Source organism: Cypionkella sp. (genome assembly GCF_028290025.1).
Taxonomy (GTDB): Bacteria; Pseudomonadota; Alphaproteobacteria; order Rhodobacterales; family Rhodobacteraceae; genus Cypionkella.
Genome location: NZ_JAQGKQ010000038.1, coordinates 1 through 13990 on the forward strand (window position 1 = coordinate 1; position 13990 = coordinate 13990).

Annotated in this window: 13 protein-coding genes; 8 read left to right on the top strand and 5 right to left on the bottom strand. The window is 59.5% G+C overall.

Annotated features, from left to right (window positions below; all coding sequences use genetic code 11):
• Positions 1-1400 (top strand): M3 family oligoendopeptidase (locus JWS10_RS04885; protein WP_299505260.1); only part of this gene is annotated, 1400 nt, incomplete at its 5' end.
• A 67-nt stretch (positions 1401-1467) separates the two neighbouring features.
• On the opposite strand, the gene JWS10_RS04890 is transcribed toward JWS10_RS04885, so the two are convergent.
• The 5 genes from JWS10_RS04890 to JWS10_RS04910 all read right to left on the bottom strand — a co-directional run bounded on the left by JWS10_RS04890 (position 1468) and on the right by JWS10_RS04910 (position 6223).
• Positions 1468-2460 carry a Gfo/Idh/MocA family oxidoreductase gene (locus tag JWS10_RS04890; protein WP_299505261.1) on the bottom strand — a complete coding sequence of 331 codons (993 nt, stop codon included), beginning with the start codon at positions 2458-2460 and terminating at the stop codon, positions 1468-1470.
• Positions 2461-2518: 58 nt separating this feature from the next.
• On the bottom strand, positions 2519-3343 hold the full coding sequence (gene pssA / locus JWS10_RS04895) for a CDP-diacylglycerol--serine O-phosphatidyltransferase (protein ID WP_299505262.1): 825 nt from the start codon (positions 3341-3343) through the stop codon (positions 2519-2521).
• Complete coding sequence (locus JWS10_RS04900) at positions 3340-4059, bottom strand: phosphatidylserine decarboxylase (protein WP_299505287.1); 720 nt, start codon at positions 4057-4059, stop codon at positions 3340-3342. Before JWS10_RS04900 ends, pssA begins: the two co-directional genes overlap by 4 nt.
• Positions 4060-4137: 78 nt before the next feature.
• Positions 4138-5034 (bottom strand): RNA polymerase sigma factor RpoH, encoded by an 897-nt coding sequence (gene rpoH, locus JWS10_RS04905; protein WP_299481073.1) that lies wholly within the window; start codon positions 5032-5034, stop codon positions 4138-4140.
• A gap of 169 nt (positions 5035-5203) precedes the next feature.
• Positions 5204-6223, bottom strand: a complete 1020-nt coding sequence (locus JWS10_RS04910; protein WP_299505288.1) for an RluA family pseudouridine synthase — start codon at positions 6221-6223, stop codon at positions 5204-5206.
• Positions 6224-6266: 43 nt separating this feature from the next.
• On the opposite strand from JWS10_RS04910, the gene JWS10_RS04915 reads away from it, so the two are divergent.
• The 7 genes from JWS10_RS04915 to JWS10_RS04945 all read left to right on the top strand — a co-directional run bounded on the left by JWS10_RS04915 (position 6267) and on the right by JWS10_RS04945 (position 13977).
• The gene (locus JWS10_RS04915) at positions 6267-6608 is read left to right on the top strand and encodes a DUF6476 family protein (RefSeq protein ID WP_299505263.1); all 342 of its coding nucleotides are present in this window, start codon (positions 6267-6269) and stop codon (positions 6606-6608) included.
• A 65-nt stretch (positions 6609-6673) separates the two neighbouring features.
• Positions 6674-8431, top strand: coding sequence for a response regulator (locus JWS10_RS04920; RefSeq protein WP_299505264.1), 1758 nt, complete (start codon positions 6674-6676; stop codon positions 8429-8431).
• A gap of 97 nt (positions 8432-8528) precedes the next feature.
• Positions 8529-9962 carry an amidase gene (locus tag JWS10_RS04925; protein WP_299505265.1) on the top strand — a complete coding sequence of 478 codons (1434 nt, stop codon included), beginning with the start codon at positions 8529-8531 and terminating at the stop codon, positions 9960-9962.
• Positions 9963-10153: 191 nt separating this feature from the next.
• Complete coding sequence (locus JWS10_RS04930; RefSeq protein ID WP_299505266.1) at positions 10154-11221, top strand: ABC transporter ATP-binding protein; 1068 nt, start codon at positions 10154-10156, stop codon at positions 11219-11221.
• Positions 11222-12133, top strand: coding sequence for an ABC transporter permease (locus JWS10_RS04935; RefSeq protein WP_299481058.1), 912 nt, complete (start codon positions 11222-11224; stop codon positions 12131-12133).
• Complete coding sequence (locus JWS10_RS04940) at positions 12123-12926, top strand: ABC transporter permease (RefSeq protein ID WP_299505267.1); 804 nt, start codon at positions 12123-12125, stop codon at positions 12924-12926. Before JWS10_RS04935 ends, JWS10_RS04940 begins: the two co-directional genes overlap by 11 nt.
• 25 nt (positions 12927-12951) lie before the next feature.
• A complete protein-coding gene (locus JWS10_RS04945) occupies positions 12952-13977 on the top strand; it encodes an extracellular solute-binding protein (RefSeq protein ID WP_299505269.1) in 1026 nt (341 codons plus the stop codon).
• Positions 13978-13990 lie beyond the last annotated feature (13 nt).

Genomic DNA, 13990 nt, shown 5'->3' on the forward strand with positions numbered 1-13990 from the left:
ACGCCGACCTTGCCCGCTACAATCCGGTGTTTGAACGGATGCGTGCGATGCGTCCGCATCAGTTGTCGGATGAGCTGGAGAAATATTTGCACGACGCTTCGGTGGTCGGTGCGAGCGCCTGGAACAAGCTGTTTGATGAGACGATGGCCGGGTTGATGTTCAAGGTCGAAGGCGAGGAGGATGAGCTAAACCTCGAAGCCACGCTGAACCTTTTGACTGATGCAGATCGTGCGAAACGTGAGGCTGCCAGCCATGCGCTCGCGGCGGTTTTTGATAAACATATCAAGCTGTTCGCACGAGTTCATAATACTTTGGCGAAAGAGAAAGAAATCGACGATCGCTGGCGCAAAATGCCCAGCCCGCAATACTCGCGCCACCTTGCCAACCATGTAGAGCCCGAAGTGGTTGAGGCTTTGCGCAACGCCGTTGTTGCCGCCTACCCCAAGCTAAGCCACCGCTATTACAAGCTGAAAGCCAAGTGGATGGGGCTGGAACGCCTGCAAACTTGGGACCGCAACGCGCCCTTGCCGACCGAAGCGCCGCGTTTGGTGAATTGGGCTGAGGCCACCGAAACCGTGCTGTCCGCTTATGCCGCTTTCGATCCGCGTATGGCCGAGATTGCCAAGCCGTTCTTCACCGATGGCTGGATTGATGCGGGTGTCAAACCCGGCAAGGCTCCGGGTGCGTTTGCGCATCCGACCGTCACCACGGTGCATCCCTATGTGATGCTGAACTACCTTGGCAAACCGCGCGATGTGATGACGCTGGCGCATGAATTGGGCCACGGGGTGCATCAGGTTTTGGCGGCGGGTCAGGGTGAATTGCTGTCGTCAACTCCGCTGACTTTGGCGGAAACCGCGAGCGTGTTCGGCGAGATGCTGACCTTCCGCAAGCTGCTAGATGGCGCGAAAACCCCGGCAGAGCGCAAGACTTTGCTCGCAGGCAAGGTTGAAGATATGATCAACACCGTGGTGCGCCAGATCGCGTTCTACGATTTTGAGTGCAAACTGCACGCCGCCCGCGCCGAGGGTGAATTGACGCCCGACGATATCAACATTCTCTGGATGTCGGTGCAGGCGCAATCACTGGGGGAAGCCTTTGATTTCGCTGACGGATATGAGACGTTCTGGGCCTATATTCCGCATTTCGTCCACTCGCCGTTCTACGTCTACGCCTATGCTTTCGGCGATGGCTTGGTGAACGCTTTGTATGCCGCTTATGCGGATGGCCTGCCGGATTTCCAAGAGAAATACTTCGAAATGCTGAAAGCCGGCGGATCGAAGCACCACAAGGAATTGCTGGCTCCGTTTGGGCTGGATGCCAGTGACCCGAAGTTCTGGGACAAAGGCTTGTCGATGATTGCGGGGTTCATCGACGAATTGGAAGCAATGGAAGACTAGGCCCACGGTCAAGACTAACAAAAATGGCCCGGAGCAATCCGGGCCTTTTTTATCAGATCATTCGGGCTTAAAGACTGATCTCGACCCCGACCTTATATACCGTATCCATCATGGCTTGGGTGCCTTTAACGAACTCCAGCGGGCAAGGATAGGCTGTGCCTTCGCGGATGCTGCGACCGAAGGCTTCGACTTGCAGCACGTAATGGCTGGAAGTTGGGAAGCGCACCGTCTTCACCTCGTTGCCATTTTGATGCAGCTCGATCTCGGCGATGTCGTTGTAATTGGCGTTGAACGGGCCGCCGTCCAGCCGGATCATGCCTTTGTCGCCTTGGAAAGTGACGGTTTGGCGGTTGTAAAGCCGCATCGAGGTCATCGACGAATAGGTGAAACGGCCATGCGGGCCGTCCATGATGCCCGCAACTTGCGCAAAAGTATCAACGCCGTTCTCAAGGATCAGCCGGGCCGAGATGTCGATCGGCTCAGACCCAGTGACAAAGCGCGCCGAACCAAAGGTGTAAACACCGATATCACGCAACGAACCGCCACCAGCGTCGGGACGGTTGCGGATGTTGGTCATGTCTTCGAGGCAAAAGCTGAAGGTCGCATCGACGTGGCGCAATTGGCCGATCTCACCAGCCTGCAACCATTTTTTGGCCAACTGCCACTGTGGATGATGCACGATCATATAAGCCTCTGCCGCAAGCAGGCCGCTGGCATCGCGGGCGGCGATGATCTGGTCGATCTGGTTGGCCTCTAAAGCAATCGGTTTTTCGGTCAGCACATGCTTGCCAGCCGCGAGTGCTTTCAGCGTCCATTCGACGTGCAGATGGTTTGGCAGCGGGATGTAGACGACGTCAATCGACGGGTCGGCCAGCAGTGCCTCATACGTCGGATGTATTTTCAGACCGGGGCAAAACGCCTGAAAGCCTGCGGCTTTCCCGGGGCTGGACGTCGCCAAAGCCGCAAGTTCCGCGCCCTCAGCTGCGTGAATGGCCGGAGCCATCTGCTCTTTGGCAAAGTTTGCCGCGCCCAAAATACCCCAACGTACTGGCTGCATCATCGTCTCCCCGATTTGTTGCGGCAAAGTTAGCCCGCGGAGAGCCTGATCGCAACCAGCTTCACGGCTCGGCGGTGGGGTCTTCGACAGCTTTGCGCGGCGGCTTGAAAAATCCGTAGCCGAGGGCTGCGAGATAGGCGCAATCAACGATGGCGAGGGTGGTCCAAGGGTAGGTCAGCAGGGCGGCGACAAGGGCTACGAAGGCCAGCAGCACGAAGCTTACATTCTCGGCATAGATCGTGGCGCGTTTGAAGGATGGGGTGCGGAAGCGGCCGACCATCAGCCAACCGACCAGCGCCATCCACAGAGCGACAAGGCCGTTGGCATGCGGCACACCATCGTCAAGCGCGAAGGCCAGAAACATCGGCAGCATCACCAGCAGCGCGCCAGCCGGGGAAGGCACGCCCTGGAAGCTATTGGAATCGTTGTCAGGCAGCCTACTGCCGATATTGAAACGGGCGAGCCGCAGCAGGCAGGCAACCGCATAAATCAGGCAGGCGATCCAGCCTTCGGCCCGCATACCTTGCAGCGCCCAAAGGTAGGTGATCAGCGCCGGGGCGACGCCGAAGTTCACCAGATCGCAGAGGCTGTCGAGTTCGGCCCCCATATCGGATTCGCTTTTCAGAAAGCGCGCGAGACGGCCATCGAGGCCATCCATCACAGCGGCCGCGAGGATCAACGCGACAGCCAGACCAAACTGCCCCTCAATCGCAAAACGCACAGCTGTCAGGCCCGCACACAGCGCGGCGACGGTCATAAAATTGGGGATAAGCTGCACGATATGCAGCTTTTTGCGCGGACGGCGTGGGGATTTGGTTGGCACCGAACTGGTCGGCGCGCTGGGGCGCTGATCGGGTTGCGGCGAAGGGTCAGACGGATCGCTCATTCGCGGCTGGCTGCGCGGCGCAGCATGTCGCGGTCCAGCTCGGCCAGAACGGTCTCGCCGCCGACCATGGTTTGACCCAAAGCCACCAACGGCTCCACGCCATCGGGCAGATACACATCAAGCCGTGAGCCGAAGCGGATCAAACCAAAACGCTCACCCGTGCGCAAAGATTGGCCTTCCGAGACGAACGGCACGATGCGGCGCGCGACAAGACCCGCGATTTGAACGACGATCAGGTGACGACCATCGGGCAATTCCAGCAGCAACGAGTTACGCTCGTTATCTTCCGAGGCTTTATCCAGCGAGGCGTTAAAGAATTTGCCCGGACGGTAGGCCATTTTGGCGATGCGCGCAGCAATTGGGGCGCGGTTCACATGGCAGTTGAACACCGACATGAATACCGAAATCCGGGTCAGCGCGTCAGTGCCCACGCCGAGTTCCGGCGGCGGCACGGCGCGTTCGATCAAGCTGACCACACCATCGGCGGGCGACACGATCAAGCCGCGCCCCTGCGGAACCGAGCGTTTGGGATCGCGGAAAAAGTAGTAGCACCAGACAGTTGCACCGACGCCAAGCCAACCCAACGGATCCCAAATCCAAAACAGCACCAAGGTTATGACGGCGAAGATGCCGACAAACTTGTAACCCTCGCGGTGCATCGGTTTCAGAAAGGTTTCCAGCATGGTCATAGATTGCGCCCTTTGGTGGCTTCGCAGTTTGATCCAACTGTCTAGCCTTTGCGCGGGGTCGGCGCAACCTTTGGGCGCAAATACGCCCAAAGGAGTTGGAAAGCCTTAAGCCGGAATAACCATGCCCTTGCTGACCGCGAGTGAGCGCATCCGCTCTTGCAGCTTTTCAAAGGCGCGGACTTCGATCTGACGAATACGCTCTCGGCTGACTTTGTAGATCTCTGACAGTTCTTCCAGCGTGATCGGAGTTTCCGACAAACGCCGCTTCATCAGCACGTCTTTTTCACGCTCGTTCAACGCCGACATTGCCTGATGCAGCAGGTCCATCCGAATATCGAACTCATCGCGGGCCTCGTAGTCGCCCGCTTGGTCAGAATCCTCGTCTTCCAGCCAATCCTGCCATTGCGTCGTGCCTTCGCCGTCCGAACCGACGGTGGCATTGAGCGAGGCATCGCCGCCCGACAGACGCCGGTTCATATCGACGACTTCGTGTTCAGACACGTTCAGATCGGTGGCAATCCGGGTGACGTTTTCAGGCCGGAGATCGCCTTCTTCCAGCGCGCCGACCTTGGCTTTGGCCTTGCGCAGATTGAAGAACAGCTTTTTCTGCGCCGAGGTGGTGCCAAGTTTTACCAGCGACCACGAGCGCAGGATATATTCCTGGATCGAAGCCCTGATCCACCACATCGCGTAAGTCGCGAGGCGAAAGCCTTTCTCCGGGTCAAAGCGTTTGACCGCCTGCATCAGACCGACGTTGGCTTCCGAGATAACTTCGGCCTGCGGCAGACCATAGCCGCGATAGCCCATGGCAATTTTGGCAGCCAAACGCAGGTGGCTGGTGACCATTTTATGTGCCGCCGTGCTGTCCTGATGATCCACCCAGCGTTTCGCCAGCATGTATTCTTCTTCCGGTTCCAGCAGCGGGAATTTACGGATTTCCTGCATGTAACGGTTCAGACCCTGTTCGGGGCTGGGTGCAGGTAGGTTTGCATAGGTGCTCATTTTTGACGCTCCCTCGTTGACCCGGTGCAGTTTCGCCCCCGGGCAGTCGCATGTAGGTATGCCAGATCGAGTATTCAACTTAACATGGCATAACTACATTAACGAAAGCTGGTTCCTTTTCCGTCGCAGAAAAGCTTTGTAACATTCCAGTCACGGTAATGTGCGGATGTCAGCGGCGCAGCGCATCCAGCAAAGCGGTCAGATCGGCGGGCAGCGGAGAGGTGAACTCCAATGCCTCACCTGTCACCGGATGCGCGAACCCCAAGGTGGCTGCGTGCAAAGCCTGACGCGGAAAGCTGTTGCCGATCTCTGCCACTTCCGGCCCGAACAGTTTCGGTGAGACCTTTCGCTTGCCGCCATAGGTCTGATCGCCGACCAAGCCATGCCCTGCATAGGCCATATGCACGCGGATTTGATGGGTGCGGCCGGTTTCGAGCCAACATTCCATCAGCGCCGCACCGCCCTTGAAATCTTCCATCACCCGCGTGCGGGTTACGGCATGACGGCCCGAGTTCCACACCACGGCCTGACGCTGGCGGTCGGTCTTGTGGCGTTCCAGATGGGTGGCGATTTTCAGGATGCCGCCCGCCTCAAACGTAATGCCGCGCAGGCCACGGATGCGTGGATCATAGGCCGAGGGCACGCCGTTCACCACGGCAAGGTAGCGGCGGTTGACGGTATGAGCCTCAAACTGCGCAGCCAATCCATGATGGGCGCGGTCGGATTTGGCGACCACCAGCAGGCCGGTGGTGTCTTTGTCGATGCGGTGGACGATACCGGGGCGCCGCTCACCCCCAATGCCCGACAGCGTATCGCCGCAGTGATGCAGCAGCGCATTGACCAAAGTGCCCGAAGGCGTGCCGGGGGCCGGATGCACCACCATGCCCGCAGGCTTGTCGATCACAATAAGATCGCCGTCCTCCCAGATCACCGTCAGCGGAATATCCTCGGGCATAGTCGCGACATCCACCGCGGGGGCGAGGATCAGGGTGTAAGCCTCGCCCTGTTTGACTTTGGTCTTGGGATTGGTCACTGCCACGCCATCGCGCAGCACATCGCCCTCGTCGATCATCTTCATCAAACGTGAACGCGACAGCGCGGCATCCTCTGGCACTGCGGCGGCAAGCGCCTTATCAAGGCGCTGAGGTGCGTCTTCGCCGATCACGATGATCAGCTGCCCGCCCGCCATTGCATCGACGCTTTCCGCGTCTTCGTCTTCAAAAGGGCTCGCCATGACAGACACTCCTACCGAGCCGGGCCTGCCGCCCTCGCTCCGCTTGCTGAAAATATTGGTGATCGTGTTGATGATCACCATGATTGGCGGTGTCATAACCGTGGTCGCGCTGCTTGTCACCCGGATGCCGCATCTGGGCGGTGCTGCGCCTGCGGTGCCTGCCGGGTTGCAGATGCCCGCCAATCTTAAGTTGCCAGACGGTGCGAAAGCGCAGGCGGTGACGTTCGGTGCGGGTTGGATCGGAGTGGTGACCACCGACAATCGGCTATTCATCTTCACCCCGCAGGGCAGTTTGCAGCAAGAGATTGCCATCGCGCCGCTGCCCTTGCCCAAACCTTAGCTTTTTCTTGACGCTACCGGCCGGGTGATCTTTGCTAACCCGAGCGAGTTAAGGACGCTGACGCTATGACTCTGTTGCGTTTTTTGTTGCCCGGCGACTCTGATGCCGCCGCACAAATTCAAAATCAACTGCAAGTGCTCAAAAGGTTGGAGCCTGCGCGGTTGCTCAGCATGTCGGCAGCCTTTGGACTGATGGCGATCTTTTTGCCGTTGTGGCTGGTGGTCGCCGCGATGGGGGCGGATATGGTGCTGCAGGGCGTGGGCTTCATGCTGCTGCGCAATCTTGACCCGGCGTTGCAGCCGCGCCGCTATCTGTCGGCTGTGGCTTCGGTATTTTTGATGGAGCTGAGCTATGCGGTGCCCTGTCTGCTGATCTGGCAACAAGATACCGAATTTGCCAAAGCTGCAGCGGCGGGTCTGCTGAGTATGACGCTGTTTCAGTTGAGCACGGTGCGGGCGATTCACTTGCCTTTCGGGCTGGCGGGCATATCGGGCGGAACGCTGGTGGCTCTGATTGGCAACGGCTTTTACTGGCTGGACAGCGGCCATTGGCTTGGCTTTTTCATCTCAACCGTGGCGCTGCTGGCTGCGGTAACTTATGCCGTCGGCGCGATGCAGTCGAACCACGCGCTGCATCTGGAGGTCAGCCGCCGCGGCATCCGCGCCGACGCCGCCAACCGCGCCAAGGGCTTGTTTCTGGCGCAGATGAGCCACGAATTGCGCACGCCTTTGAACGCGATTGTCGGCATGGGAGAGGCAGAGCGCGCGCAGACAGACGATCCAGCGGCGCAGGCTCGGATGCAGACACTGATCGGCTCGGCGATGGATTTGGCGGCGATTTTGGACGATATCGTGCAAATGTCGGCACTGGAGGAGCATCAACTGCCGCTGCATCCGGTGATTGCCCGCCCGAAAGAGGCGATAGAGGCCACCGTCGCGCTGTTCCAACCAGTGTTCGCCAATGCGGGGCTTTGGCTGCGGTTGGAGTTTATTGCCAAGCGTCTGCCAGATGGCACTCTGGCGCAGACGCTGCCCGAAACGGCGGAGTTTGATCCGCAACGCTTGCGGCAATGCCTTTCTAACCTGTTGTCCAATGCGCTGAAGTTTACCGAAACCGGCGGCGCGACGCTTCGGGTCAGCTACCGTCCGCAATCTTTGCGTAAACCCGGGCAGCCCGAGATGGGCCGCTTGCAGATTGATGTCTCAGATACTGGCAAGGGTATCGCTGCGCATGAACGCGATCTGGTGTTCCAGCCGTTTCAGCGAGGGGCTGGCACCCATGCGGGGTCGGGGCTTGGGCTTGCGATCAGCCGGGGCATTGCGCTGCAAATGCAGGGCGATCTGGAGCATTTGCCCAGCACCTCTGGCGCGCTGTTTCGGCTTACGCTGTTGATCCGCCCAGCTGTAATGCAGCCACCCACGCCTGCGTCGCAAGTCGATCTGGCGGGCAGGCATATTTTGGTGGTCGATGATATCGCCACCAACCGTCTGGTTGCCTCCACCTATCTGCGTGGCATGTCGGCTTTGGCAGAGGAAGCGCCGAGTGGGGCTGCGGCGTTGCAAGCGATCAAGGCGCGGCGTCCCGATCTGGTGCTGCTTGATCTGCATATGCCTGGGCTTTCAGGGGTCGAGACTTTGGCCGCGATCCGCGCCCTGCCCGGCCCGCATCTGCCCGTGGTCGCAATGACGGCAGTGGCTTCGGCCGCCGACCGCACGCTGCATCTGTCGGCAGGGTTGGACGGATATTTGACGAAACCGCTGACGCTGGAATCGTTGCGCGCCGGGATCGCACCGCATCTGCCGAAACGCGACACCGCACCGTAAACTGCGGATTTGGTTTGCGACAGCAATCGGCGGGTGGGGCTAGACGCCGCAGCGTAGCTCGCGTCAACTGCCGCCAAACCAAGCGGGGAGAATCAATATGATCGGCGATCTGGGCGCGAAAGATGCCACCGAACTGGCGGGGCTTGTGGCCTCTGGGCAAGTCACTGCCTCCGAACTGCTGGACGCGGCGCTGGCTGCCGTTGAGGCACGCAATCCCGCGATTAACGCGGTTGTGTTGGTGCAAGAAGATGCTGCTCGGCGAGCGATTGCCGAAGGCTTGCCGCGCGGGCCATTCCGCGGCGTGCCGTTTTTGCTGAAGGATTTGGGCTGCGAGGCGGTGGATTTCCCCGGCCACAACGGCTCACGTCTTTTGGCGAACACCACCTATGCGCGGGATTCCGCGATCTGGCAGCGTATTCGCGCCACCGGAGTGGTCAACTTTGGCCGCACTACCAGCCCGGAAGGCGGCGTTGGCACAGTTACCGAAGCGGCGGTTTATGGCGGCCCGACGCGCAATCCGTGGAACCTTGACCACACCTCGGGCGGATCGTCGGGTGGGGCTGGCGCGGCTGTGGCTGCCGGGATTGTGGCGTTTGCGCATGGCTCGGATGGCGGTGGATCGGTGCGTATTCCGGCGTCGTCGTGTGGGCTGTTCGGGTTTAAGTCAACGCGGGCGCGGTTGCCGGATGGGCCATATTCGGGCGAAGGCTGGGCCGGGATGGCGATTGACGGCTTTCTGACCCGATCTGTCCGCGATACCGCGATCATGCTCGACGCCTGCGAAGGCCCGGATTTGGGCGCGCCTTACGTCGCCCCGCCGCTGCTGCACGGTCACGCTCATGCGATCAGCCGCCCGCCGCGCCGCCTGCGAGTGGCCATGTGCGACACGACCTTTACGCGCGAGGCGATTGACCCCGAAGTGGCGCAAGCCGTGCGCGATACCGCGAAGCTGCTCGAAAGCCTTGGCCATCAGATTGAGGTTGGTCGCCCAACGGCGGATGTTGAGATGATGATGCGGGCTTGGACCGATATCGTCGGCGTTGGCACCGCTCTGTCGATCCAGAAGGCGCTGAAAGGCCGCGCTTTGACGCCCGATCTGGTCGAAGGCATTGGCCGTTCGGCGGTTGCATACTCCGCCACCCTGCCCCCAACCCGCTATCTGGAGGCTGTGGGCGAGATTCATGCCTTCGGTCGCCAGATGGCCGAATACTTTGCCGATGGTCCGGACATTCTGCTGTCAGCCACCCTTGCCGAGCCGCCTGCCAAAGTTGGCCGCTACCATCACGACCGCGATGATTATGTGAATTACCGCATCGGTCCGGGTGGCATATTCTCATATTCGCCGTTCTGCGCGGTGTTCAACGCCAGTGGCCAGCCTGCGGCCTCGCTGCCGTTGGCACAGTCGAAAGCCGGTTTGCCGATCGGGATTCACCTCGCGGCGGCCTATGGCTGTGATGAAGAATTGATCGCTCTGTGTGCAGAAGTCGAATCCGCAAGCCCTTGGGCACACCGCCGCGCACCGTTGGCTTAACCGCGGCCTAAGCTTTGCAAAGGCTCAAGCGACGCTAAGCCCTTGCAAGCGTTATCATACCGCCGCGCTCTTAGGCATTTGCACAACCTAAGAGGCAACTGCCTAGTCTTTCGGCATATCCGGCGAAGTTTATGTTGCGCCGAAGCTTGGCCGCCGTCCAATATGATCAAAACCAAAGGGAGCGAGTCACCTTGACCAAAGATACCGCCGTCGAGGCCCGCAATGCCGTCAAGGCTTTCGGACAGGGCGACACTGCCGTGCGCGCGTTGGACGATGTTTCCATCGAAATCCGTAAGGGCGAGTTCTTTACGCTGCTGGGGCCATCGGGCTGCGGCAAGACCACCCTGTTGCGGCTGATTGCCGGGTTTGAGATGCCAACCTCCGGCACCATCCTGCTGGACGGCCAAGACATCACTTACCTGCCGCCGAACAAGCGGCCAGTGAACACGGTGTTCCAAAGCTATGCCTTGTTCCCGCATCTGACCGTGGCGCAGAACATCGGCTTCGGTCTGGAGATGCAGGGCCGCCCGCGCGCCGAGGTTAAGGCCACAGTCGATCGGATGCTGGCGCTGGTGAAGCTGGAGGCACTGGCGTCGCGCAAAACCTCGCAACTGTCCGGCGGGCAGCAACAGCGCGTCGCCCTCGCCCGCGCCTTGGCTCCGTCGCCGAAAGTGCTGCTGCTGGATGAGCCATTGTCTGCGCTCGACCTGAAATTGCGGCGTGAGATGCAGGGTGAGTTGAAACGGCTGCAAACCGAAACCGGGATTACCTTTATCTTCGTCACGCATGACCAAGAAGAAGCCCTGACGATGTCTGACCGCATCGGCGTCATGTCTGCGGGCAAGCTGCAACAGGTCGGCACTCCGCGCGAGATTTACACGCGGCCGCTGAACCGCTTCGTTGCCAGCTTCATCGGCGAGACCAACTTCATGCCCGCCACCTCGAACGGCAGCACTTTGACGCTCGCGGGCGGCTATAAGATGCCTGCGCCACCGGCGACCAAATCCGGCGCCGTGACGGTGACGGTGCGCCCCGAACAGGTGAAGCTGACCCACACGCCCGAACCGGGCAGCCTGCCCGCCACTGTGCGCGGCGTGGTCTATATGGGCACTGATATGAACTACCAACTGCATCTCGCCGATGGCACCGAGATTGAGGCTTGCGTGGTGTCGGACGTGACAGGGGAAGCGGCGTTGCAAGCGGGTCAGACCGTGGGCGTCACCTTCACCCCCGGTGCCGCGCAAGTGTTGGAGGATTAGATGAGCGTCGCTGAAAAAGCTCAAGAAGCGCAATCGGTCCGCAATGGTTGGCTGCTATCCACCCCGGCGCTGATTATCCTGACGCTGTTTGCGGTTGGCCCGCTGATGATCGTGGTGGTGTATTCCTTCCTCGCCCCCGGTCAATACGGCAACGTCGAGTGGAAGCTGTCGCTGGACGGTTGGCGCGGCATCCTGTGGACCAAGGACATTTTCGACGACACCTATGGTCTGGCCGATGCCAACGTGACGATCTTCTGGCGCTCGGTTAAATTGTCGATCCTGACCACGCTGCTGACCTTCGCGGTGGGCTTCCCGACCGCATGGTTTATCGCAACACGCCCCGCCAAATCACGGGCGTTGTGGTTGTTTCTGATCACTATTCCGTTCTGGACCAACCTGTTGATCCGCACCTATGCGATCAACGAGGTGATCCGCAACGAGGGTCTGCTGAACACCGTCCTGATCAAGCTGGGCGTGATCTCGGAACCGCTGCGCATCATTTACACCGATACCGCCGTTTTCATCGGCATGGCTTACGTCTACCTGCCGCTGATGGTGCTGCCACTGTTTGCCGCCATCGACCGCTTCGATATGAAGCTGCTGGAGGCGGGCTATGATCTTTACGCCAGCCGGATGCAGGTGTTGCGCCGGGTCATTCTGCCGATCGTGAAACCGGGCATCATCGCGGGCTCGATCCTCGTGTTCGTGCCATCCTTGGGCGCTTACGTTACCCCCCGCGTGCTGGGTGGCGGCAAGCAAATGATGATCGGTAACTTCATTGATCTGCAATTCGGTCAGGGCCGCAACTGGCCATTGGGAGCGGCCTTGTCGCTGACGCTGCTGATCATCGTGACGGGCGCGCTGCTGATCTATGTGAAATACGCCAACCGGGATGTGTCGAATGGCCACTAAAACCTTCTCCGTCGCCAAACTCCCCGGCTTCACCACCACCGCCATTCTGGTTTTCATCATACTCTACCTGCCGATCCTGACCTTGGTGGCCTATTCGTTCAACGCCAGCCAATCGGTCGCGATCTGGGGCGGGTTTTCACTGGATTGGTATGTGAAGGCTTGGAACAACGACGCCGTCAAAGACGCCACCGTAAGGTCGTTGCTGATCGCGGTTTGTGCGGCGGTAATCTCGACCGCTGTGGCGACGATGGCGGCGCTGGGCACCACGCGGCGCAAGGCGTTCAAGGGCCAGACTTTTATCTATGTGATGATCAACCAGCCGTTGATGGTGCCAGAGATTGTGACCGCCGTATCCTTGCTGATCCTGTTCGGCATGGTCAAACAAGCGACCGGCATCCAAGGCATCGGCTATGTGATCTTCGCCCACTCCGCCTTCTGTATCCCCTTCGCCTATCTGCCAATCCGCGCCCGGCTGGAGGGCATGGATCTGACGCTGGAAACCGCCGCCGCTGATCTTTACGCAACGCCTTGGCAGACTTTCCGCCATGTCACGCTGCCGATCCTGCTGCCCGGCGTGATCGCAGGCGCAATGCTGGCCTTCGTGATCAGCCTTGACGACGTGGTTATCACCGAGTTCACCAAATCGGGCGGCCAAGACACTTTGCCCACCTATATGCTCGGGCAGATGCGCCGCCAGTTGACGCCAGAGATCAACGCGATTTCCTCGATGCTGCTGGCGCTGACCGTTGTGCTGCTCACCGCGTTCTTCCTGCTGACCCGCAAAAACGACTGACCTCAACCATCGGAGCCTTCACCGGATGAAAAAGCCAGCCCTTGCCGTTGCTTTGCTGCTAACAACCGCCCTGCCCGCGCTTGCCGAGGGTCAGTTGAACCTGTTCAACTGGGGCGATTACACCTCGCCCGAATTGCTGGAGAAGTTCAAAAAAGACACCGGCATTACGGTGACGGTGACCGATTACGACAGCAACGATACGGCACTGGCTAAGGTTTCGGTCGGCGGGTCGGGGTTTGATCTGGTGGTTCCATCAGCGCATTTCGTGCAGATTTATGTCGAGAAAGGTCTGATCCAAAAGCTCGACCTGACCCGACTGCCACATCACAGCAACATCGCGCCGGAATGGATGGATGTGGAATGGGACAAGGGCCGCAATTACACCATTCCTTGGCAATGGGGCACGACGGGGATTTCGGTCGATACCTCGATTTACAAGGGCGATCCGAACACCTCTGAGCTTTTCCTCAACCCACCGGACGAGTTGAAAGGCAAGATCAACGTCGTGCCCGAGATGAACGAGGTGGTCAATCTGGCTGTGATGTGGGCTGGTGGCGAGCCTTGCACCGAGGACGTCGCGGTGCTGAAAAAGGCGCATGATGCGCTGATCAACGCGCGGCCATTCTGGGTCTCGATGGATTACGGCACCACCGAGCATATGGCGAATGGCGATTGGGCGGCGAGCGTCAACTGGTCGGGCGAAACCTTCCGCTCGCGTCTGAAAAACCCGAATGTGATCTATGGCTATCCGAAAGAGGGCTATCCTTTGTGGATGGATTCGGTGGCCCTGCTGTCAGAAGCGCAAAACGTCGATGAGGCTTACACCTTTCTCGATTTCATCAGTCTGCCAGAAAATGCGGCGCTGATCTCGGCCTTCGCGCGTTACCCCAATGGCATCACAGGTTCAGAAGCCTTCATGCCTGCCGATATGGCAACCGCCCCCGAAGTAAACATCCCAGCCGAGTTCAAAGCGGCAGGGCATTTTATGCCTACCTGCAGCGGCAAAGCAGCTGAATACATGGCCGCAATCTGGACCGATTTGCAGAAGTAACCACAAGACGAAA